15 protein-coding genes are annotated in these 22,355 nt (G+C 60.8%); 9 read left to right on the top strand and 6 right to left on the bottom strand.

What is annotated here, in order from left to right; genetic code table 11:
• Positions 1-75: 75 nt before the first annotated feature.
• The 6 genes from A7D21_RS27900 to A7D21_RS27875 all read left to right on the top strand — a co-directional run bounded on the left by A7D21_RS27900 (position 76) and on the right by A7D21_RS27875 (position 12,117).
• A complete protein-coding gene (locus A7D21_RS27900) occupies positions 76-1,380 on the top strand; it encodes an MdtA/MuxA family multidrug efflux RND transporter periplasmic adaptor subunit (protein ID WP_053256329.1) in 1,305 nt (434 codons plus the stop codon).
• Positions 1,377-4,478 carry an MdtB/MuxB family multidrug efflux RND transporter permease subunit gene (locus tag A7D21_RS27895; protein ID WP_069553204.1) on the top strand — a complete coding sequence of 1,034 codons (3,102 nt, stop codon included), beginning with the start codon at positions 1,377-1,379 and terminating at the stop codon, positions 4,476-4,478. Before A7D21_RS27900 ends, A7D21_RS27895 begins: the two co-directional genes overlap by 4 nt.
• Positions 4,475-7,582, top strand: coding sequence for an efflux RND transporter permease subunit (locus tag A7D21_RS27890; protein WP_069553203.1), 3,108 nt, complete (start codon positions 4,475-4,477; stop codon positions 7,580-7,582). Before A7D21_RS27895 ends, A7D21_RS27890 begins: the two co-directional genes overlap by 4 nt.
• A complete protein-coding gene (locus tag A7D21_RS27885) occupies positions 7,579-9,054 on the top strand; it encodes an efflux transporter outer membrane subunit (RefSeq protein WP_069553202.1) in 1,476 nt (491 codons plus the stop codon). The genes A7D21_RS27890 and A7D21_RS27885 overlap by 4 nt, the downstream gene beginning before the upstream one ends.
• A gap of 165 nt (positions 9,055-9,219) precedes the next feature.
• Positions 9,220-11,316 carry a bifunctional diguanylate cyclase/phosphodiesterase gene (locus tag A7D21_RS27880; protein WP_053256325.1) on the top strand — a complete coding sequence of 699 codons (2,097 nt, stop codon included), beginning with the start codon at positions 9,220-9,222 and terminating at the stop codon, positions 11,314-11,316.
• A gap of 54 nt (positions 11,317-11,370) precedes the next feature.
• The gene (locus tag A7D21_RS27875; protein ID WP_053256324.1) at positions 11,371-12,117 is read left to right on the top strand and encodes an SDR family oxidoreductase; all 747 of its coding nucleotides are present in this window, start codon (positions 11,371-11,373) and stop codon (positions 12,115-12,117) included.
• A 12-nt stretch (positions 12,118-12,129) separates the two neighbouring features.
• Here the strand turns inward: A7D21_RS27875 and A7D21_RS27870 are convergent, their stop codons facing one another.
• The 4 genes from A7D21_RS27870 to A7D21_RS27855 form a co-directional block, all read right to left on the bottom strand.
• Positions 12,130-12,597, bottom strand: a complete 468-nt coding sequence (locus A7D21_RS27870; RefSeq protein ID WP_256556573.1) for a hypothetical protein — start codon at positions 12,595-12,597, stop codon at positions 12,130-12,132.
• A 93-nt stretch (positions 12,598-12,690) separates the two neighbouring features.
• A complete protein-coding gene (gene mapR, locus A7D21_RS27865; protein ID WP_053256323.1) occupies positions 12,691-14,100 on the bottom strand; it encodes a GntR family transcriptional regulator MpaR in 1,410 nt (469 codons plus the stop codon).
• Positions 14,101-14,181: 81 nt separating this feature from the next.
• Positions 14,182-15,591, bottom strand: coding sequence for a cytochrome c oxidase accessory protein CcoG (gene ccoG / locus A7D21_RS27860; RefSeq protein ID WP_069553200.1), 1,410 nt, complete (start codon positions 15,589-15,591; stop codon positions 14,182-14,184).
• A gap of 184 nt (positions 15,592-15,775) precedes the next feature.
• Complete coding sequence (locus tag A7D21_RS27855) at positions 15,776-16,015, bottom strand: DUF3203 family protein (protein WP_053256321.1); 240 nt, start codon at positions 16,013-16,015, stop codon at positions 15,776-15,778.
• 134 nt (positions 16,016-16,149) lie between these two features.
• Here A7D21_RS27855 and A7D21_RS27850 point away from each other — a divergent pair, with 134 nt between their 5' ends.
• Entirely contained in the window at positions 16,150-16,647 is a 498-nt protein-coding gene (locus A7D21_RS27850) for an MgtC/SapB family protein (protein WP_053256320.1), read from the top strand.
• Between the two features lie 7 nt (positions 16,648-16,654).
• Here A7D21_RS27850 and A7D21_RS27845 read toward each other — a convergent pair whose 3' ends face one another.
• Complete coding sequence (locus tag A7D21_RS27845) at positions 16,655-18,433, bottom strand: M10 family metallopeptidase C-terminal domain-containing protein (RefSeq protein WP_083272253.1); 1,779 nt, start codon at positions 18,431-18,433, stop codon at positions 16,655-16,657.
• A 192-nt stretch (positions 18,434-18,625) separates the two neighbouring features.
• On the bottom strand, positions 18,626-18,784 hold the full coding sequence (locus tag A7D21_RS35930) for a hypothetical protein (RefSeq protein WP_167422759.1): 159 nt from the start codon (positions 18,782-18,784) through the stop codon (positions 18,626-18,628).
• A gap of 204 nt (positions 18,785-18,988) precedes the next feature.
• Between A7D21_RS35930 and A7D21_RS27840 the strand changes: the two genes are divergently transcribed.
• Together A7D21_RS27840 and treS are read left to right on the top strand one after the other, a co-directional pair.
• Positions 18,989-20,977 (top strand): alpha-1,4-glucan--maltose-1-phosphate maltosyltransferase, encoded by a 1,989-nt coding sequence (locus tag A7D21_RS27840; protein ID WP_069553198.1) that lies wholly within the window; start codon positions 18,989-18,991, stop codon positions 20,975-20,977.
• A 172-nt stretch (positions 20,978-21,149) separates the two neighbouring features.
• On the top strand, positions 21,150-22,355 hold a 1,206-nt coding region (gene treS / locus A7D21_RS27835), incomplete at its 3' end, for a maltose alpha-D-glucosyltransferase (protein WP_069553197.1).

Here is a 22,355-nt window from a genome sequence, read left to right as displayed (position 1 = left end):
GCCGGTAAAGGCGCTTTTCTTAATGCGCTCCAGTGCTTATCTTTCAGCCTCCCAAAGAAGAAGCTCTCGCGCCCAATGGTTGATCAATCCATGCAATCCTCCCCCCGCAACTCCCGCCGCTGGCTGTTTGGCCTGCTCGTGCTGCTGGTTATCGCCGGCCTGTGCTGGAAATTCTGGCCCGGCAGCACCAAGGATACTGCCGAGAAAAAGCCGGCCGGGCATGCCGGCAAGTCGGGGATGATGCGCCCGGGCTTCGGCGGTTCCACCGGGCCGATTCCGGTGCGCGTGGCGCCGGCGGTGCTGGGTGAGTTTCCGGTGTACTACAAGGCTTTGGGCACGGTGACCGCGCTCAACACCATTAATGTACGCAGCCGGGTGGGCGGTGAGCTGGTGAAGATCGCCTTTGAAGAGGGGCAGATGGTCAAGGCCGGTGACTTGCTGGCGGAAATCGACCCGCGCAGTTACCAGAACGCTTTGCTGCAGGCCCAAGGCACGCTGTTGCAGAACCAGGCTCAGCTGAAAAATGCACAAGTTGATGTACAGCGCTACCGCGACCTGTATGCCCAGGACAGTATCGCCAAACAGACCCTGGACACCGCCGAAGCGTTGGTCATGCAGTACCAGGGCACGGTCAAGACCAACCAGGGCGCGGTGGATGACGCCAAGCTCAACCTCGAATTCACCAAGATTCGCGCGCCGATCAGCGGCCGCGTCGGCCTGCGTCAGGTCGATGTGGGCAACCTGGTCGCCGCCAACGACACCACGTTCCTCGCGGTGATCACCCAGACCCAGCCGATCAGCGTGGCGTTCACCTTGCCGGAAAACACGCTGGACACCGTGCTCAGCCGTTATCACGCCGGCAACAAGCTGCCCGTGGAAGCCTGGGACCGTGGCGACGTGAAAAAGCAGGCTGTCGGCGTGTTGCAGAGCCTCGACAACCAGATCGACGTCACCACCGGCACCCTGAAATTCAAGGGCCGTTTCGATAACAAGGACCAGGCACTCTTCCCCAACCAGTTCGTCAACGTGCACCTGCTGGCCGATACCCTGCATAACGTCGTGCTCGCACCTTCCGCGGCGATTCAGTTCGGCAATAACGGCACCTTCGTCTACAAGCTCGATGGCGACAAGAAGGTCAAGGTTCAGCCCCTCGTGATCGGTGACACCGATGGCGACAACACGGTGATCAAGGAAGGCCTGGTGGCCGGCGACCGTTTGGTGCTGGAAGGCACCGACCGCTTGAAAGACGGCAGTGAAATCGAAGTGGTCAACGACAGCAGCGACGTACAGACCACGCCGACCGAACACTTGCAAGGCAAACCCGCAGCAAAAGGGGAGACCGGGGCTAACACCGGCAAGGCGCAAAAGGTCGGTTCATGAACCTGTCGCGGCTGTTTATCCTACGCCCGGTTGCCACCACGCTGAGCATGCTGGCGATTGTCCTCGCCGGTATCATCTCGTATCGCTTGCTGCCGGTATCGGCCTTGCCGCAAGTGGATTACCCGACCATCCGGGTGATGACCCTGTACCCCGGCGCCAGCCCGGATGTGATGACCAGCGCGGTCACGGCACCGCTGGAGCGTCAGTTCGGGCAAATGCCCGGCCTGACCCAGATGGCGTCCACCAGCTCCGGCGGGGCGTCGGTGCTGACCCTGCGCTTCAACCTCGATATCAATATGGATGTCGCCGAGCAGCAGGTGCAGGCTGCAATCAACGCCGCCACCAACCTGCTGCCCAAGGATTTGCCGGCGCCGCCGGTGTACAACAAGGTCAACCCGGCGGATACCCCGGTGCTGACCTTGGCGATTACCTCCAAGACCATGTTGCTGCCCAAGCTCAATGACCTGGTCGACACGCGTATGGCGCAAAAGATTGCGCAGATCAGCGGCGTCGGCATGGTCAGCATCGCCGGTGGCCAGCGCCAGGCCGTGCGTATCAAAGTCAACCCCGAGGCCCTGGCCGCCAATGGCTTGAACCTGTCGGACGTGCGCACCCTGATCGCCGCCTCCAACGTCAACCAGCCCAAGGGCAACTTCGATGGCCCGACTCGGGTGTCGATGCTCGACGCCAACGACCAGTTGGTGTCGCCCCAGCAATACGCCGAATTGATCCTGGCCTACAACAATGGCGCACCGCTGCGCCTTAAAGACGTAGCACAAATCGTCGACGGCGCAGAAAACGAACGCCTCGCCGCCTGGGCCAACGAAAACCAGGCCGTGCTGCTCAATATCCAGCGTCAGCCGGGCGCCAACGTGATTGAGGTGGTCGACCGTATCAAGGCGTTGCTGCCCAGCATCACCGACAACCTGCCGGCCGGCCTGGACGTGACGGTACTCACCGACCGCACTCAAACCATTCGTGCGTCGGTGAAGGACGTACAGCATGAACTGCTGATCGCCATTGCACTGGTAGTGATGGTGACCTTCCTGTTCCTGCGCCGTGTCAGCGCGACCATTATTCCGTCGATCGCCGTGCCGTTGTCGCTGGTGGGCACCTTCGGCGTGATGTACCTGGCGGGGTTCTCCATCAATAACCTGACGCTGATGGCCCTGACCATCGCCACCGGTTTTGTGGTGGACGATGCCATCGTGATGCTGGAGAACATCTCGCGCTATATCGAGGAAGGCGATACGCCACTGACGGCGGCCCTCAAGGGTGCCAAGCAGATCGGCTTCACGCTGATTTCCCTGACCTTGTCGTTGATCGCGGTATTGATCCCGCTGCTGTTCATGGCCGATGTGGTCGGGCGGCTGTTCCGCGAGTTCGCCATCACCCTGGCGGTGGCGATCCTGATTTCCCTGGTGGTCTCGCTGACCCTGACGCCGATGATGTGCGCGCGGCTGCTCAAGCGCGAGCCGAAGGAAGATGAACAAAGCCGTTTCTACAAGGCCAGCGGCGCCTGGATCGATTGGTTGATCGAAGCCTACGGTCGCAAGTTGCAGTGGGTGCTCAAGCACCAGCCGCTGACCCTGCTGGTGGCCATCGCTACCCTGGGCCTGACCGTGGTGCTGTACCTGGTGGTGCCCAAGGGGTTTTTTCCGGTGCAGGACACCGGGGTGATTCAGGGGATTTCTGAAGCGCCACAGTCAATTTCGTTTGCCGCCATGAGCCAGCGTCAACAGGAGCTGGCGAAGGTGATCCTGGCCGATCCGGCCGTTGAAAGCCTGTCCTCCTACATCGGTGTGGATGGCGATAACGCCACCCTCAACAGCGGGCGCCTGTTGATCAACCTCAAGGCCCACGGCCAGCGCGATTTGAGCGCAGCCCAGGTGATTACGCGCTTGCAGCCGGAAATCGACAAGCTGGTGGGTATCCGCCTGTTCATGCAGCCGGTGCAGGACCTGACCATTGAAGACCGCGTGAGCCGCACCCAGTACCAGTTCAGCATGTCGTCGCCCGACGCCGAGCTGTTGGCGTTGTGGAGTGACAAACTGGTGCACGCCCTCAGCCAGTTGCCGGAACTGACCGACGTCGCCAGTGACCTGCAAGACAAGGGGTTGCAGGTGTTCCTGGTCATCGACCGCGATGCGGCCTCACGCCTGGGGGTGAGTGTGTCGACCATCACCGATGCGCTGTATGACGCTTTCGGCCAGCGACAGATTTCCACCATCTACACCCAGGCCAGCCAATACCGCGTGGTGCTGCAGGCTCAATCCGGTGAAACCCTCGGGCCTGCCGCGCTGAACCAGATCCACGTGAAAACCACCGACGGCGGCCAGGTGCGGCTGTCGAGCCTGGCCCACGTAGAACAGCGTCAGGCGCAGTTGGCGATCGCGCATATCGGCCAGTTCCCGGCGGTGATGATGTCATTCAACCTGGCCCCCGGCGTCGCGCTGGGCAAAGGTGTGGAGCTGATCAACCAGACCCAGAAAGACATCGGCATGCCGATAGGCGTGCAGACCCAGTTCCAAGGGGCGGCGCAGGCGTTCGAGGCGTCACTGTCGAGCACCTTGCTGCTGATCCTGGCGGCGGTGGTCACCATGTACATCGTGCTGGGTGTGCTGTACGAGAGCTACATCCACCCGATCACCATCCTCTCCACCTTGCCGTCGGCGGCGGTGGGGGCCTTGCTGGCGTTGCTGCTGAGTGGCAATGACCTGGGCATGATCGCGATCATCGGCATTATTTTGCTGATTGGTATCGTGAAAAAGAACGCGATCATGATGATCGACTTCGCCCTCGACGCCGAACGTAACCAGGGCCTCGACCCGCAGACGGCAATCTATCAAGCGGCGCTGTTGCGTTTCCGGCCGATCCTGATGACCACGCTGGCAGCGTTGTTTGGTGCCGTGCCCTTGATGCTGGCCACCGGTTCCGGTGCTGAACTGCGCCAGCCTCTGGGCCTGGTGATGGTGGGAGGTTTGTTGGTAAGCCAGGTATTGACGCTGTTCACGACGCCGGTGATCTACCTGTACTTCGACCGTCTTGGCCGGCGCTGGCGCAAAGAGCCGCAAAGCCTGGAGCCGGTTGAGTCATGAACCTGTCCGGACCGTTTATTCGCCGCCCGGTAGCAACCATGCTGCTGAGCCTGGCGATCCTGTTGCTCGGCGGCGTCAGCTTCAACTTGCTGCCGGTATCGCCGCTGCCGCAGATCGACTTTCCGGTGATCGTGGTTTCGGCCAGCTTGCCCGGCGCCAGCCCCGAGGTCATGGCGTCCACCGTGGCCACGCCGTTGGAACGCTCATTCGGCGCGATTGCCGGCATTACCACTATGAGCAGCTCGTCGAGCCAGGGCTCCACGCGGGTGATCCTCGCGTTTGATTCCGACCGTGATATCAACGGCGCCGCACGGGAAGTGCAGGCGGCGATCAACGCGTCGCGCAACCTGTTGCCCAGTGGCATGCGCAGCATGCCGACCTACAAGAAGATCAACCCGTCCCAGGCACCGATCATGGTGCTCTCGCTGACCTCCGACGTGCTCAAAAAGGGCGAGCTGTACGACCTGGCGTCGACCATCCTCTCGCAAAGCCTGTCCCAGGTGCCGGGTGTGGGTGAAGTGCAGATCGGCGGCAGTTCCTTGCCAGCGGTGCGCATCGAGCTTGAACCCAAGGCCCTCGACCAGTACGGCGTGGCCCTGGACGATGTGCGCAACACCATCGCCAATGCCAACCAGCGGCGGCCCAAGGGTTCCCTGGAAGACAGCGAGCGCAACTGGCAGATCCAGGCCAACGACCAGTTGGAAAAGGCCAAGGACTACGAACCGCTGCTGATTCGCTACCAGAACGGCGCGGCCCTGCGCCTGGGCGACGTGGCCACGATCAGTGACGGCGTGGAAGACCGCTACAACAGTGGCTTTTTCAACAATGATTCGGCGGTGTTGCTGGTGATCAACCGCCAGTCCGGCGCCAACATCATCGAGACGGTCCGACAAATCAAGGCACAGTTGCCGGCCCTGCAGGCGGTGCTGCCGTCCAGCGTCAAACTCAACCTGGCCATGGACCGCTCGCCGGTGATCACCGCGACCTTGCATGAAGCCGAGATGACCTTGCTGATTGCCGTGGCCCTGGTGGTGCTGGTGGTTTACCTGTTCTTGGGTAACTTCCGCGCGTCATTGATTCCGACCCTGGCGGTGCCGGTGTCATTGGTGGGCACCTTTGCGGTGATGTACCTGTTCGGCTTCTCGTTGAACAACTTCTCGCTGATGGCGCTGATCCTGGCCACCGGCCTGGTGGTGGACGATGCCATCGTGGTGCTGGAGAACATTTCCCGGCACATCGACGAGGGGGTGCCGCCGATGAAGGCGGCCTACCTGGGCGCCGAGGAAGTCGGCTTTACCTTGCTGTCGATGAACGTATCGCTGGTGGCGGTGTTCCTGTCCATCCTGTTTATGGGCGGCATTGTCACCAACCTGTTCCGTGAGTTTTCCATCACCTTGTCGGCCGCGATCATTGTCTCGTTGATCGTCTCGCTGACCTTGACGCCGATGCTCTGTGCCCGTTGGCTCAAGCCCCATATCAAGGGGCATATGACTGGCTTGCAGCGCTGGAGCCAGCAGGTCAATGACCGCATGGTCGCAGCCTATGCGACCAGCCTGGACTGGGTACTGCGCCACCGGCGCCTGACCCTGCTCAGCTTGTTCATTACCGTGGGCGTGAACGTCGCGCTCTATGTGGTGGTGCCAAAAACCTTTATGCCGCAGCAGGACACTGGCCAGTTGATCGGCTTTGTGCGTGGCGACGATGGGCTGTCATTCAATGTGATGCAGCCGAAAATGGAGACGTTCCGCAAGGCGGTCCTCAAGGACCCGGCGGTGCTCAGCGTGGCCGGTTTTATCGGTGGCAACAACGGCACCAACAACGCGGTGATGCTGGTGCGCCTCAAGCCGATCGCCGAACGCAAGATCTCGGCCCAGGCGGTGATCGAGCGTTTGCGCAAGGACGTGCCACTGGTGCCGGGCGGGCGCTTGTTCCTCATGGCCGACCAGGACCTGCAATTTGGCGGCAGTCGCGATCAGACCAGTGCGCAATACTCCTACATCCTGCAAAGCGGTGACTTGGCCGCGCTGCGCCTGTGGTACCCGAAAGTGGTCGCCGCGCTGCGCGAATTGCCGGAGCTGACCGCCATCGACGCCCGTGAAGGGCGGGGTGCGGCGCAGGTGACGCTGGTGGTCGACCGCGACCAGGCCAAGCGCCTGGGTATCGACATGAACATGGTCACGGCGGTGCTGAACAACGCCTACAGCCAGCGGCAGATCTCGACCATTTACGACAGCCTCAACCAGTATCAGGTGGTGATGGAGGTCAACCCGAAATACGCCCAGGACCCGATTACCCTGAACCAGATGCAGGTGATTACGTCCACCGGCGCGCGGGTCCCGTTGTCGACCATTGCCCATTACGAAAACAGCCTGGCGGACGACCGCGTCAGTCATGAGGGCCAGTTCGCTTCGGAAAACATTGCCTTCGACATGGCCCCTGGGGTGACGGTGGAGCAGGGCACCGCCGCCATTGAGCGCGCGATTGCCAAAGTGGGCTTGCCCGAAGACGTGATCGCCAAGATGGCCGGTACCGCCGATGCGTTTGCGGCGACCCAGAAAGGCCAGCCGTTCATGATCCTTGGGGCATTGGTGGCGGTTTACCTGGTGCTGGGCATTTTGTATGAAAGCTACATTCACCCGCTGACCATCCTCTCGACCTTGCCATCGGCCGGTGTGGGCGCGTTGCTGTCGATCTACCTGTTGGGCGGCGAATTCAGCCTGATTTCCCTGCTGGGGCTGTTCCTGCTGATCGGGGTGGTGAAGAAAAACGCGATCCTGATGATCGACCTGGCCTTGCAACTGGAACGTCATGACGGCATGAGCCCGCTGGAATCCATTCGCAGCGCCTGCCTGTTGCGCTTGCGACCGATCCTGATGACCACGCTTGCCGCCATCCTCGGCGCCTTGCCGTTGCTGCTCGGCGCCGGCGACGGCGCGGAAATGCGCAAGCCGCTGGGCCTGACCATTATCGGCGGCCTGGTGTTCAGCCAGATCCTGACCCTTTACACCACTCCGGTGGTTTACCTCTATCTTGACCGCGCGCGCCACCGCTTCAATGCCTGGCGCGGTGTGCGTACTGATGCTGCCTTGGACACTGCGCTATGACCGATTCAACGTTTGCCAAATTGGCCATGAGTATGCCGCGTGGTTCCCGCGTCGCCAGCCTGGTGCTGTGCGGCGCGCTGCTCAGCGCGTGCGCCATCGGCCCGGATTACCAGCGCCCGGCGGTCATCGAGCCGGTGCAATTTAAGGAAGCCCAGGGCTGGCGTCAGGCCACGCCCAGTGACTCGCTGGCTCGCGGCGCCTGGTGGGAGTTGTATGGCGACCGCCAGCTCAATGAGCTGGTGACACGCCTCAATAATGCCAACCAGACCGTCGCCCAGGCCGAAGCGCGCTTCCGTCAGGCCCAGGCCCAGGTGCGCAGCGCCCGCGGGGCGTTTTTCCCGAGCGTGGACCTGAGCGTCGGCAAGACCCGCGCCAGCCAGGGGACCGGCAGCAGCAGTGCCAGCCTGAGCAGTTCCAGCAGTGGTATTCGCGACACCCTCAACGCGCAATTGGGCGTGAGTTGGGAAGCGGATGTGTGGGGCAAGTTGCGCCGCGGCCTGGAAGCCAATGAAGCCACGGCCGAGGCCAGCTCGGCGGACCTCGCGGCGATGCGCCTGAGCCAGCAGTCCGAGCTGGTGCAAAGCTATTTGAAACTGCGCGTCATGGATGAACAGACCCGCTTGTTGCAAGCCACGCTGGACGCCTACCAGCGTTCGCTGCAAATGACCGAAAACCAGTACCGCGCCGGTGTGTCCGGCAAGGATGCGATTGCTCAGGCACAAACCCAGCTCAAGACCACCCAGGCCAGCCTGATCGACCTGATCTGGCAACGTGCCCAGTTGGAAAACGCCATCGCCGTATTGATTGGCGAGGCGCCGGCCAACTTCAATCTGGCGGTCAGTAAAGACATCCCCGCACTGCCGCAAATTCCAGTCAGCGTGCCGTCGCAATTACTGGAACGTCGCCCGGATATCGCCTCGGCCGAACGTTCGGTGATCGCCGCCAACGCCAATATTGGCGTGGCCAAGGCGGCTTATTATCCAGACTTGACCTTGAGCCTGGCGGGGGGGTATTCCAGCAGCACCTACGCCAACTGGATCAGCTTGCCGAACCGTTTCTGGTCAGTGGGGCCGAAGTTGGCGATGACCCTGTTTGACGGTGGTCAGCGTTCGGCGGAAGTCGACCGAACGGAGGCCTCGTATGACGAGACGGTGGCGAAGTACCGCCAGACGGTGCTGGATGGTTTTCGCGAAGTGGAAAACTACATGGTGCAGTTGAAGGTGCTGGAGGACGAGGCCGTTGTCAGCAATGAAGCCCTGGACGCGGCGCGGGAGTCGTTGCGGTTGACGCAAAACCAGTACAAGGCCGGGCTGATTGCCTACCTGGATGTGGTGACCGTGCAGGCGACGGCGTTGAGTAACGAACGCACGGTGCTGACGCTGTTGCAAACGCGGTTGGTGGCGAGTGTGCAACTGATTGCTGCGTTGGGCGGTGGATGGGACGGGGTGACCGCGATAGCCAATAAGGAGTGACGCCAACCCCACTGAAACCGGCGCTTTACAGCCATTGGATTGACGTCAAAACGCCGATGCTGGCCTTCTGATAATTAATCAACTCGCCAAGATTTATTCTCGCTACAATCGCCCGCTTTGCCACCTGGCACGGGCGTCCCACGCCCGTCAGTCTTGAGAAAGCCCATGCTGATCGGTAGCTATTCCCCCTCTCTGGTCGTGATCTCCCTGTTCGTCGCGATCCTGGCGTCCTACACGGCGCTGGACCTGGCCGGCCGCCTCGCGACCGCCCAGGGGCGCGCGGTTTATGTGTGGATGACGGGTGGCGCATTGGCAATGGGCACAGGCGTGTGGTCCATGCACTTTATCGGCATGTTGGCGTTGCGCCTGCCGTTCGCCCTCGGGTTTGACCTGGGGATTACCGCGCTGTCGCTGCTGATCGCCGTGTTATCCAGCGGCTTCGCACTATGGCTGGTCAGTCAGGCCCGCTTGCCTGCGTGGCAGCTGGCGTTTGGTGCGCTGATCATGGGGGCGGGCATCAGCAGCATGCACTACACCGGCATGGCGGCGATGCGCATGACCCCGGGTATCGACTACGACCCCACGTTGTTTGGCGCTTCGTTGCTGATTGCGGTAGTCGCCTCTGGCGCTGCCCTGTGGATCGCCTTCAACCTGCGGCGCAACACCCCTTACGTGCGCTTGGCACGCGGGGGCGCTGCGGTGATCATGGGCATTGCAATCGTAGGCATGCATTACACCGGCATGGCTGCAGCACGCTTTGCCGACGACAGTTTTTGTGGCGCCGCGCTGACCGGCCTGAGCGGCAAGGGCCTGGATAACCTGGTGCTGATCACGTCATTGGCGGTGTTGATCATCGCGCTGCTGACCTCGCTGCTGGATGCCCGCCTCGAAGCGCGCACCGCCGTTCTGGCCGACTCCCTGACCCTGGCCAACCAGGAACTGACCCACCTGGCCCTGCATGACATGCTCACCGGCCTGCCGAACCGCACCTTGCTCGCCGACCGTATTCAACAAGCCATCCAGACAGTGAAGGAGCAGGGCGGGTGCTTTGCCCTGATGTTTATCGACCTGGATGGCTTCAAGCCCGTCAACGATGCGTTTGGCCACCACATGGGCGACCAGTTGCTGCGGGAGGTGGGCCTGCGTCTGCGCGAGGACCTGCGCAGTCAGGACACCCTGGCCCGTATCGGCGGCGATGAGTTTGTGCTGCTGGTGCAACTGACGCAGCCGGATGATGCGATGGGCCTGGCCGAACGTCAGGTCGGGCTGATCAATCGTGCGTTCAAGGTCGCCGAACATGAGCTGAATATTTCCGCGAGCATCGGCATTGCCTTGTTTCCGGGCAACGGCAACACCCCTCAAGAACTGTTGATGAATGCCGACGCCGCGATGTACCACGCCAAGGGTATGGGCAAGAATGGCTACAGCTTCTTCGATGTGTCGATGAACACCAACGCGCGCAAGCAATTGCAGTTGTTGCAAGACCTGCGCAACGCCGTTGAGCACGAGCAGTTTCGATTGTATTACCAGCCCAAGTTTGATGCGCTCAGCGGTATTGCGATTGGCGCTGAAGCCTTGCTGCGCTGGGAGCATCCGCAGCAGGGGTTGATGCTGCCGGCCACCTTTATCGAACTGGCGGAAAAGACCGGCTTGATTATTCCCATCGGTGAGTGGGTGCTGAACGAAGCCTGCCGCCAGATGCGCCTGTGGTACCTGCAGGGCTATGAAGACTGGCGCATTGCGGTCAACCTGTCGGCGTTGCAGTTCTGCCATGCCGGGTTGGTAAAAAGTGTCGCTTCAGCCCTGGACCGTCACCAGTTGCCGGCCAACAGCCTGACCCTGGAAATCACCGAAACCACCGCCATGAGCGATGCCGATGCGAGCATGATGGTGTTGCAGCAACTGGCGGACATGGGCGTCGACCTGTCCATTGATGACTTTGGCACCGGGTACTCGAGCCTGATGTACCTCAAGCGCCTGCCGGCCAACGAGTTGAAGATCGACCGCGGTTTCGTGCGCGACCTGGAACACGACAGCGATGATGCCGCTATCGTCTCGGCCATTGTGGCGCTCGGCCAGGCGCTGGGGCTGCGAATCGTCGCCGAAGGTGTGGAGACCGATGTGCAGCAGAGTTTCCTGACCCGCCTGGGGTGTAATTCCCTGCAAGGCTATTTGTTGGGCCACCCGTTGCCGGCGGAGGGTTTCATGGCCGACATCCAGCGCGCCGAAGAGGCGTTAACGCCTGACAAAAGCACTGGGTGACGGGTATTCTTGGGGCCAACCCTAACGATCAGGTTGACTCAGGAGACCGCACGCATGGACAAAGTCCTCATCATCACCGGGGGCAGCCGTGGTATCGGCGCCGAGACCGCGTTGCTGGCCGCTCGCCAGGGCTATCGCATTTGCCTCAACTACCAGTCCGATGAAGCCGCTGCCCAGCGCATGCTGGATCAGGTCCGCGCCCTGGGTGCGCAGGCGATTGCCGTGCGTGCCGATGTGAGCATCGAAGATGAAGTGATCGCGTTGTTCAGCCGTGTGGATGCTGAATTGGGGCGTGTCACCGCCCTGGTCAACAACGCCGGCACTGTCGGGCATAAGTCGCGGGTCGACGAGATGTCTGAGTTTCGCATCCTGAAAACCATCAAGACCAACGTGCTGGGGCCGATCCTGTGTGCCAAGCACGCGGTGCTGCGCATGTCGCCCAAGCATGGCGGGCAGGGCGGCAGTATCGTCAATGTGTCGTCGGCGGCGTCACGCCTGGGTGCGCCGGGTGAATATGTCGACTATGCCGCCTCCAAAGGTGCCTTGGACAGTTTCACCATTGGCCTGTCCAAAGAGGTGGCGGGTGAGGGGATTCGTGTCAACGCGGTGCGCCCTGGCTATATCTTTACCGACTTTCACGCCTTGAGCGGGGACCCGGACCGGGTCAGCAAGCTGGAGTCCGGTATCCCCATGGCCCGTGGCGGGCGCCCGGATGAGGTGGCGGAAGCGATTATCTGGTTGTTGTCGGATAAGGCTTCCTACGCCACTGGGACATTCGTGGATTTGGCCGGCGGCCGTTAACGTACCGCGTCATCAGGTGGGCTGGTGGCGCAGTTCTTCATACCCGTACCAGGAAAACCGTCTGAGCAGGCTGGCCTCGGAGTTGTCCACGTAGCTGTAGCCACTCTCGGAAAACCCGTCGATCTGCCCATTGCGACTGACGCTTGCGTTCAGGCTTCGATCATCCACGTTGTCGATAAAGCGTAATACTTTGTCCAGGTTGTAGGCCGCATCGGCCCTTGATTGCGGGGCAGGATTGGCATTGGTCCAATCGCCCACCTGCAACTTGAGGTCATCGCCCACCAGGTAATGTTCGCGGCCATCCAGGAAGCGTCGGGTTACCGCACTTTGTTCGATGATCCGGTCTGCCGAACGGTGATCTACTGCTGAGCGGCTAACAGGCCCCGTCATCTCGCGCAGGTGTTTTTGTTCCTCTGCACGCATGTAGTGGGGTGGGATGGACGGTAACCTTAGGACCGCGGAAGTGACAGACATATACATGGAAATAAACCTGTTGGTTGAGATCAAGGACACACACTTTTGCTGGAACGTGCGCGCCGTTGTAGGTGGTTTTTCCTTTATCTGAGTTCCAGTTTAAAACGAGCGTACAATCCGCCCCAATGTCTCCATGGCCTTCTCCGACGCCTCGGTCCAGGGGCTGCCGTAGTTCAGGCGAATGCAATTTCTGAAGCGCTGGGTTGCCGAGAAGATCGGCCCCGGCGCAATGCTGATGCCCTGGGCCAGGGCCATCTGGAACAGCTTCAACGAGTCGGTTTGCTCCGGCAATTCCAGCCACAGGAAATAACCGCCGGCCGGCTGGCTGACCCGCGTTTGTGCCGGGAAGTAACGCGCGATCGCGGCCAGCATGGCGCTTTGTTGTTCCTCCAGCGCGTAACGCAATTTGCGCAAGTGCCGGTCGTAGCCACCGTGTTGCAAGTAGTCGGCAATGGCTGCCTGGGCCGGCATTGACGGGCATAACGAGGTCATCAGCTTCAGCCGCTCGACCTTTTGCGCAAAGCGCCCGGCCGCCACCCAGCCGACGCGGTAGCCCGGCGCCAGGCTTTTGGCAAACGAGCCGCAGTGCATCACCAGCCCTTCGGTGTCGAACGCTTTGGCCGGCTTTGGCGCGTGTTGCCCGTAGTACAACTCGGCGTACACATCGTCTTCGATCAGCGGCACTTGATGGGTGCGCAGCAGTTCCACCAATGCCTGTTTTTTCGCCTCCGGCAAGGTCGCGCCCATCGGGTTCTGAAAGCTGGTCATGGTCCAGCAAGCCTTGATCGGGTAGCGTTCCAGGCTTTTCGCCAGGGCGTTCAGGTCGATGCCGTCGCGCGGGTGCACGGGAATTTCCACCGCCTTGAGCTTCAGCCGCTCCAGCACTTGCAGGCAGGCATAAAACGCCGGTGCTTCAATGGCCACCAGGTCGCCCGGTTCCGTCACGGCCTGCAGGCACAAATTCAGCGCCTCCAGGGCGCCATTGGTGATCAGCAGCTCTTCCATGGGCAGCATCAGGCCGCCGACCATATAGCGCAGGGCAATCTGTCGGCGCAGTTGGGGGTTGCCCGGCGACATGTCGGTGACCACCAGGCGCGGGTCCATCTCGCGGCTGGCGCTGGCCAGGGAGCGGGCCAGGCGGGGCAGCGGGAACAGCATCGGGCTGGGGAAGGCCGAGCCGAAAGGCACGGTAGTGGGGTCCTTGATGGAGTCGAGCACCGAAAATACCAGCTCACTCACATCCACTTCGGTGGACTCATGCACGTGCTCACTCACCACAGGTTCGGAAAACGGGCTCGGTGCATGGGTGTTGACGAAGTAGCCGGAACGCGGCCGTGCACGGATCAGGCCACGGCGTTCCAGCAGGTAGTAGGCCTGGAACACTGTGGACGGGCTGACGCCGTAGGTCTGGCTCGCGTAGCGCACCGACGGCACCCGCTGGCCGGGCCCGAGGACGCCGGAGCGGATCAGTTCTGCGATGTCATCGGCGAATTTTTCGTAGCGTTTCATCGGAGCCTTAAACAATTTTCAGTGGGTACACGCCGAGCAAGCCCGCCTGCGCCGTTGAGTCTGGGCATATTCCGCTCTACCTCAGCGGTTAATCGGTGCCACAAAGCGACTGTCGGCGGCACTGTAGATCCAGGGCTCGTCCACATCCGTCACCTTGAATCGCAGGGTTTGCGAACTGCTCGCCGGCTTGTCGGCCAGTAAAGCGACCGACACCGGTATATCGCTGATTTCGCCCGGCGCGAGGCTGATCTCGGTCTTGCCCTGCAACTGGAAGCCTTCAGCGTCGACCAGTTCCAGGCGATAGGCCTGGCGCTGCTGGGTCTTGTTGATGACCTTGAGGCTGTAGATGTTCTCAATCAAGCCCTGGCTGTTTTCGCGGAACATGCCGCGGTCCTTGGTGACGTCCAGCGACACCATCGGACGTTCCACCAGGGCCACCACCAATGCCGCGATCATTACCAGCAACACGGCACTGTAGCCGATCAGCCGCGGCCTGAGCAGGCGGGTTTTGCCACCTTGCAGTTGGTGTTCGGAGGTATAGCTCACCAGGCCACGGGCATAGCCCATCTTATCCATGATCGAGTCGCAGGCGTCGATGCACGCCGCGCAGCCGATGCACTCCATTTGCAGACCGTCACGGATATCGATACCGGTGGGACACACTTGCACACACAACTGGCAGTCGATGCAATCACCCAGGCCGACGTCGGCCGGCCTGGCGTCGCGCTTGCGCGGCCCGCGCTGTTCGCCACGCGCCGTGTCGTAGGAGATGGTCAAGGTGTCTTTGTCGAACATCACGCTTTGGAAGCGTGCATACGGGCACATGTGCATGCACACCGCTTCGCGCAGCCAGCCGGCGTTGAGGTAAGTGGCTCCGGTGAAAAACAGCACCCAAAACAGACTCACGCCGCCCATTTGCCAGGTCAACAGCTCGGTAGCCAACGGCCGGATGGGGGTGAAATAGCCGACAAAGGTCAGCCCGGTCAGTACGCTGATGCCCAGCCACAGGGTGTGCTTGGCCGAACGCCGCGCGAGCTTGGCCAGGCTCCACGGCGCCGCTTGCAGCTTGATGCGTTGGTTACGCTCACCTTCGGTGACCTTTTCGCACCACATGAACAGCCAGGTAAACGAGCTTTGCGGGCAGGTGTAGCCGCACCATACGCGGCCGGCAAATACGGTTATCGCGAACAGACCGAAGGCGCAGATGATCAGCAGCGCCGACAGCAGGATGAAATCCTGGGGCCAGAAAGTCGCGCCGAAGATGTGGAATTTGCTTTCCGCCAAGTCCCAAAGCACGGCTTGGCGCCCACCCCAGTTCAGCCACACGGTGCCAAAAAACGCCAGGAACAGCACAGCGGCGCCACTCACGCGCAAGGTGCGGTACAGGCCACTGAAGCTACGGGTATGGATCAGGTTGTCACTGGATTTGGCCTTGACCTGCTTTGGGTGCAGTGGCTCAAAGGTTTCCACGGTTGGGATTCTTTCGCTCATGGTCGTTCGCTCATCAGCCTCCATCAGGCCGATGAACTATGAGCGCCGAGCTGTTTGCATAACAGACTCAGGTATGGCGATAAAAAGCGGATCAGATGGGCTGTTTGCGCGCGCCTGCGACAATCTGCTGCACGCCGTGGCGCCTAGGGTGCAGCAGTATTGAGCGTGCGCTGATACAGATCAATTAAATCGCCGAACCAGGCTCGGTGACCTTCTTGTGCTGGCGCCCATCGGTTGCACCGGCCACTGTGAGCGCGTCGGCCTCCGCTTCGGTGATGTAAATCTGCTCGCCGCTCAGCGCCACGTAGGACATGGACTTGCCAACATCCGTGCTGACCGTGACTTCACCCGCCGGCAAACTCTGTTCCTGGCCGTCGTCGTTGACCTTGAAATAACACGTCTGATGTTCGATACGGACTGGCATGTTGATCTCCTTTGCAAAGGCTGGTGATCGTTAGGGTGCACGGCGTTGCCAGGCGTTCCAGGCAACTGACTGGCGGTCGCTGCTGTCCATGCTTTGACGGCAATCTTTACCCACCCTGACAAAGGAGCGCATTCATGGACGCCTGGTGGCAAGAAGTCTTGCAAACCCTGCACGCCGAGTTCGCCGATATCGGTGATGCACGGCAGCTCACTCAGATTACCGTGCGCCTGCTGATCGCCGCGGTCCTGGGCGGCATTCTGGGTTTTGAGCGTGAACATAAGGGCAAGGCAGCCGGTGTGCGCACTCATATGCTGGTGGCAATGGGGGCCGCATTGTTTGTGTTGGTGCCGCAGATGTCGGGTAGCCAGGCCGATGCCATGAGCCGGGTGCTGCAGGGCGTCATTGCGGGGATTGGTTTCCTCGGGGCGGGGACGATTCTCAAGGGCAAGGAAGATGAAGAAGGCCAGCACGTCAAAGGCCTGACCACCGCCGCCGGGTTGTGGATGACCGCTGCCATTGGTGTGGCAGCGGGGCTGGGGCGTGAATCGACGGCGGTGCTCAGTACGTTGCTCGCGTTGGCGGTGTTCAGCGTGATGCCGATGATCGTCAAGCGGTTGGAAAAGGACGAGTGAGTGGCTATCAGGCCTGGATGTCCCGGTAGCGCACTTCGCCCAATACCTTCAGTTCGAACGGTGGTTCACCCGGCTTGCGCGAAATCGTCACGAAACTGGTGTTGCTGCCCGCGTAGTAATTAATCGTCATCTCGCCACTGATGCCGGAGAAACGCTCGACCAATGGCAACGGCTTTTCACCCAGTTGCGTGCGAATGCCGCTCAGATCGATCTTGTCTGTGCCTGAGGTAAAGCTCATCACCGCCCCAGGGTTCGCGCTGAGGTCGTTGTAGCTGAAAATCTGCGGCGTGCCTGCAGGGCGGGGCACCGCGGTATTGCCCGGATCTGCGGGGGCAAGCTCGGCGGATGAGTCGGTCTCGGGCTGCGGCGCGTCCTTGTGCACCTGTGCAGTCGGCGGCGCTGACCCAGGAAGGGTCGCAGCCTCGCGTTTCAGGGCTTCCAGGCTGGCCTCGCTCAAGGTTTCGCTGATCGTGTTCTTCAGCTTGGCCAGTTCTGCGGGATCCGTCGCCAGGGTTTTAAGCGAGTCTTCGCTCAACAGTTCCTGCAGTTCGGCTCCGCGCTGTGCGGTCTCTTCGGAACCCGGTTCGCGCAGCATCTGGATGAGGCTGTCGCGGCTTAGCAGGTGGTTGATTCTGTTCATTTTGGTGATGGCGTCGGCCGAGGCTTTGGTGTTGGCGTCCGCCGGGCTTTCGTCGATGCTGGAGGGCTGGCTGTCCTCCTTGGGTTGCAGGACTTTCGATTTTGCCGAAGGGTTGCTGTCGGTCTCGGCCTTCGGCGGCGCTGACGTTGGCATGGCATCGGCCTCGCGTTGCAGGGCTTGCAGATGGGTCTCGCTGAAGATTTGGCTGATGGTGTTTTTCAGCTTGGCCAGTTCTACGGGATCCGTCGCCAGGGTTTTAAGCGAGTCCTCGCTCAACAGTTCCTGCAACTCGGTTTTGCGCTGCGTGGTTTGCTCGGAATCCGGTTCGCGCAGCATCTGGATGAGGCTGTCGCGGCTTAGCAGGTGGTTGATTCTGTTCATTTTGGTGACGGCGTCGGCTGAGGCTCCGGTGTTGGCATCCGCGGGGTTTTTGTCGATGCCGGAGGGCGTGCTGTCCTCCTTGGGTTGCAGGGGTTTCGATTTTGCCGCTGGGTTGCGGTCGGTCTCGGCGTTCTGAAATGGCTTGCCAATAGCCATCAGGTTTTTGCTGAGCGGGGTGCTCAGCCGGATGCGCTGTTGAGCATTGGCATGCTCCTGTTGCCTTTCGGTTTCGATTTGCTTGTAAGCCACGTAGCTTTCTGTGGGGTCGACCTTGCGCGTGCGTTCCCGGATCCTTTCTTGCGTCAGGTTGGGGTTTGGGATCACTGCGGCTTCAGCCTGTCTGGCCTGGATGTGTTTTTCGCTTAATAACTGGCCGATGTTATCCCGCAAACGTGACATCTCGGCAGGGTCACTGGTCAGGGTGTTAAGTGATTCCTCGCTCAACAACTCCCGCATGTCCTTGAGGCTCTGCGCAGTGTTCCTGGCGTATGGATCGCGCATCATCTGGATGAGACTGTCCGGGCTTAACAGTTCGGTGATTCTGTTCATCTTGGCGATGACGTCTGGCGACGGTTCCGACGTTGTCGGCGTCTCGGCGGTCAGGGGGCTTTCAGGCGTTTCATTGTGCAGCGGTTTGCGGGGATTGAGGCTGTCGCGTTGAGGCCCCTCGGGTGGCTGTTTGGGTGCGGGATCATTTGAGCCCGTCGGGTTGGGGTTCGACAGCATTGGCAGGGGAGCCTGGGGGAGCAACGATGTTATCGACATGGTCAGCACTCGCGTTGTGATTGAAGGGGACCGCGCCAAACAGAAGCAAGGCCGAGGTCCACGCGAGCAGATTTTCTGATGATGAGGAGGGGCGTAGAGTTAAGAGCTGTCTTTACCGTTCGTAGGAAGTGTCTGTAGTGCTTGCCCGCAAAGTGCTTGATTGCGGGCAAGTGCGTGTTCGCCAGGTTTATTTCAGACGATGACCGGCGGCACAGTGGTGGGCGGCTCTTGCACGGGCGGCGGTTCGTTTTCCGGCGGCTCTTTCTCCGGAATCGGTTGCGGTTCGCTGGGCGGCAGGGTCGGGTTGTCGATATTCGGGTCAGGCGTTTCAGCCGGGATCGGGATATTCATCGGTGTGGCCTCCTTTGTGCTTTGCTCTATCGGTGGACAACCGCGGGGGAGAATTGATTCCCCGCCCAATGGCGGCATATCCACCTGAACTTTTCACCTGGCCACAGGCTCGGACCTATTACGGCCCTGCTCAGGGAGAGCGTCGCCGTATCAGAATTCGGATCAAGCAAAGAGCGTCCACAGGGCGTAAGGGGAAGATGCTCGATGACTGCTGAAACACTGGCTCCAGACCATTCACCATTGCCGCTGTCCCAGGCGTTGCTGTTGCCAAGGATCGCTATCGAAAGCACCACCCCGGTAATCGACGGCGGCGAATTCGCCGTAAAAGCTGTGGTTGGGCAGCGGGTAACCGTTACCAGCAAGGTGTTCGCCGACGGCCATGACAAGCTCGCCGTACTGATCCGCTGGCGCCCGCTGCAGGATGAAAGCTGGCACAGCGTGGTCATGACCGATGTCGGCAACAATGGCTGGGAAGGCGCGTTTACCGTTGCACAGCAAGGCCTTCACGAATATTGCATCGAAGCCTGGATCGATACCTTCGCCAGCTTCTGTTACGAACTGCGCAAGAAACATGAGGCCGGGGTGCCCGTCAGCCTGGAGTTGCAGGAGGGCCGCAGCCTGGTCTTGCAAGCGGCTGAACGCAGTGACAACGAATTGCGCGATCGTTTGATGTTGTTGCACCACGAGCTTGCAGGCCGGCTGGAAACCGAGCAGGTTGCGCAGTTCCTGCACGAAGAAAGTGCACACCTGATGACCCAGGCCGACCACCGCGCCTACCTGAGCATCAGCCCCGCCTACCCGATTGACGTTGAGCGCAGCGCCGCACAGTTTGCCAGTTGGTACGAGCTGTTCCCCCGCTCGATCACCGACGATCCGGCACGCCACGGCACCTTCAACGATGTGCACTCACGCTTGTCGATGATCCACGACATGGGGTTCGACGTCCTCTATTTTCCGCCGATCCATCCTATCGGCCGCAGCCATCGCAAGGGCAAGAACAATGCCCTGACGGCGGGCCCGGAGGATCCTGGCAGCCCCTACGCAATTGGCAGCGAGGCGGGCGGTCATGACGCCATCCACCCGCAATTGGGCAGCCGTGACGACTTCCGTCGCCTGGTCAAGGCCGCCGCCGACCATGGCCTGGAAATCGCGCTGGATTTTGCCATCCAGTGTTCCCAGGACCACCCGTGGCTCAAAGAGCATCCGGGCTGGTTCAACTGGCGTCCGGACGGCACGATCAAATACGCGGAAAACCCGCCGAAAAAGTATCAGGACATCGTCAACGTCGACTTCTATGCGGCTGACGCGATTCCGAGCCTGTGGACCGAGTTGCGCGACGTGGTGGTGGGCTGGGTGGAAGAGGGCGTGAAGACCTTCCGTGTCGACAACCCACACACCAAGCCGCTGCCGTTCTGGCAATGGTTGATCAGCGATGTGCGCGCCAAGCACCCCGACGTAATCTTCCTGGCCGAGGCATTCACCACGCCGGCGATGATGGCGCGCCTGGGCAAGGTCGGTTATTCCCAGAGCTACACCTATTTCACCTGGCGCAACACCAAGGCCGAGTTGAGTGAATACTTCGCGCAGTTGAACGAGTCGCCGTGGCGCGAATGCTACCGGCCGAACTTCTTCGTCAACACACCGGACATCAACCCAGGCTTCCTGCATGAGTCCGGCCGCCCGGGCTTTTTGATCCGCGCGGCGCTGGCCACCATGGGCTCGGGCCTGTGGGGCATGTATTCGGGGTTTGAGCTGTGCGAGGCGGCACCGGTCCCGGGCAAGGAAGAGTATCTGGATTCAGAGAAATACGAGATCCGCCCACGGGACTACACCGCCCCCGGAAATATCATTGCCGAAATCGCCCAGCTCAACCGTATTCGCCGGCAGAACCCCGCGCTGCACACGCACTTGGGGCTGAAGCTGTACAACGCCTGGAACGACAACATCCTGTACTTCGGCAAACGCAGTGAAGACGGCAGCAATTTCATTCTGGTCGCCGTCAACCTCGACCCATTCAACGCCCAAGAGGCGCATTTTGAGTTGCCGTTGTGGGAAATGGGCTTGCCCGATGACGCCCAGACCCAAGGCGAAGACTTGATGAGCGGCCACCGCTGGACCTGGTACGGCAAGACCCAGTGGACGCGGCTTGACCCGCAGATGCCGTTTGGTATCTGGAGAATCACTTCATCCTGAACTGAGCCTGATCTTCAGATCGATGAGGATCAAATGTGCGACCTGGCTTGCCGGTGATAGCCGTTTATCAGTGACACGTTGATTGCCTGACACGCGACTATCGCAGGCCCGCCAGCGCCCGCCTCGAACCCGCCCCCTTCAGGTCAATGTTCAAGCATTTCAGGAGTTTCCAATGGCGAAGAAACCCAAGGCTGCCACCTTTATCAAAGACCCGCTCTGGTACAAGGACGCGGTGATCTACCAGGTACACGTTAAATCCTATTTCGACTCCAATAACGACGGCATCGGCGATTTCCCCGGCCTGATTGCCAAGCTCGATTACATCGCCGACCTGGGCGTGAACACCATCTGGCTGTTGCCGTTTTACCCCTCGCCACGCCGCGACGACGGCTACGACATCGCCGAGTACCGTGGTGTGCACAGCGACTACGGGACCATGGCCGACGCCAAGCGCTTTATCAGCGAGGCACACAAACGCGGGCTGCGGGTGATCACCGAACTGGTGATCAACCACACTTCCGACCAGCATCCCTGGTTCCAGCGGGCGCGCAAGGCCAAGCCGGGTTCGGCCGCGCGGGACTTCTATGTGTGGTCGGACGACGATCAGAAATACGACGGCACGCGCATCATTTTCCTCGACACCGAAAAGTCCAACTGGACCTGGGACCCGGTGGCCGGCCAGTACTTCTGGCACCGGTTCTATTCCCACCAGCCGGACCTCAACTTCGACAACCCGCAAGTGATGAAAGCGGTGTTGTCGGTGATGCGTTACTGGCTGGACATGGGCATTGACGGCCTGCGCCTGGACGCGATTCCGTACTTGATCGAGCGCGATGGCACCCACAACGAAAACCTGCCGGAAACCCACGACGTCCTCAAGCAGATCCGCGCCGAGATCGACGCCCATTACCCCGACCGCATGCTGCTCGCCGAAGCCAACCAATGGCCGGAAGACACCCAGTTGTATTTTGGTGACAAAAAAGGCGACGACGGCGACGAATGCCATATGGCTTTCCACTTCCCGTTGATGCCGCGCATGTACATGGCGCTGGCCCAGGAAGATCGCTTCCCCATCACTGATATTCTGCGTCAGACCCCGGAGATCCCCGCCAATTGCCAGTGGGCGATTTTCCTGCGCAACCACGATGAGCTGACCCTGGAAATGGTCACCGACAAAGAGCGCGACTACCTGTGGAACTACTACGCCGCTGATCGTCGCGCCCGCATCAACCTCGGCATCCGCCGGCGCCTGGCGCCGCTGATGGAGCGCGACCGCCGCCGCATTGAACTGCTCAACAGCCTGTTGTTGTCGATGCCCGGCACGCCGACGTTGTATTACGGCGACGAAATCGGCATGGGTGACAACATCTATCTGGGC

This window comes from Pseudomonas sp. AP19 (assembly GCF_001728855.1).
Classification (GTDB): Bacteria; Pseudomonadota; Gammaproteobacteria; order Pseudomonadales; family Pseudomonadaceae; genus Aquipseudomonas; species Aquipseudomonas fluorescens.
The sequence above is the reverse complement of the archived record's forward strand: the minus strand, read 5'-3'. Positions and strand labels throughout refer to the sequence as shown.

Coding starts and splice junctions, on each gene's coding strand:
- A7D21_RS27880 (WP_053256325.1), top strand. CDS start 9,220: ATGCTGATCGGTAGCTATTCCCCCTCTCTGGTCGTGATCTCCCTGTTC.
- A7D21_RS27845 (WP_083272253.1), bottom strand. CDS start 18,433: ATGTCGATAACATCGTTGCTCCCCCAGGCTCCCCTGCCAATGCTGTCG.
- A7D21_RS35930 (WP_167422759.1), bottom strand. CDS start 18,784: ATGAATATCCCGATCCCGGCTGAAACGCCTGACCCGAATATCGACAAC.
- A7D21_RS27900 (WP_053256329.1), top strand. CDS start 76: ATGGTTGATCAATCCATGCAATCCTCCCCCCGCAACTCCCGCCGCTGG.
- A7D21_RS27895 (WP_069553204.1), top strand. CDS start 1,377: ATGAACCTGTCGCGGCTGTTTATCCTACGCCCGGTTGCCACCACGCTG.
- ccoG (WP_069553200.1), bottom strand. CDS start 15,591: ATGAGCGAAAGAATCCCAACCGTGGAAACCTTTGAGCCACTGCACCCA.
- A7D21_RS27890 (WP_069553203.1), top strand. CDS start 4,475: ATGAACCTGTCCGGACCGTTTATTCGCCGCCCGGTAGCAACCATGCTG.
- A7D21_RS27875 (WP_053256324.1), top strand. CDS start 11,371: ATGGACAAAGTCCTCATCATCACCGGGGGCAGCCGTGGTATCGGCGCC.
- A7D21_RS27850 (WP_053256320.1), top strand. CDS start 16,150: ATGGACGCCTGGTGGCAAGAAGTCTTGCAAACCCTGCACGCCGAGTTC.
- A7D21_RS27870 (WP_256556573.1), bottom strand. CDS start 12,597: ATGTATATGTCTGTCACTTCCGCGGTCCTAAGGTTACCGTCCATCCCA.
- A7D21_RS27855 (WP_053256321.1), bottom strand. CDS start 16,015: ATGCCAGTCCGTATCGAACATCAGACGTGTTATTTCAAGGTCAACGAC.
- A7D21_RS27885 (WP_069553202.1), top strand. CDS start 7,579: ATGACCGATTCAACGTTTGCCAAATTGGCCATGAGTATGCCGCGTGGT.
- A7D21_RS27840 (WP_069553198.1), top strand. CDS start 18,989: ATGACTGCTGAAACACTGGCTCCAGACCATTCACCATTGCCGCTGTCC.
- mapR (WP_053256323.1), bottom strand. CDS start 14,100: ATGAAACGCTACGAAAAATTCGCCGATGACATCGCAGAACTGATCCGC.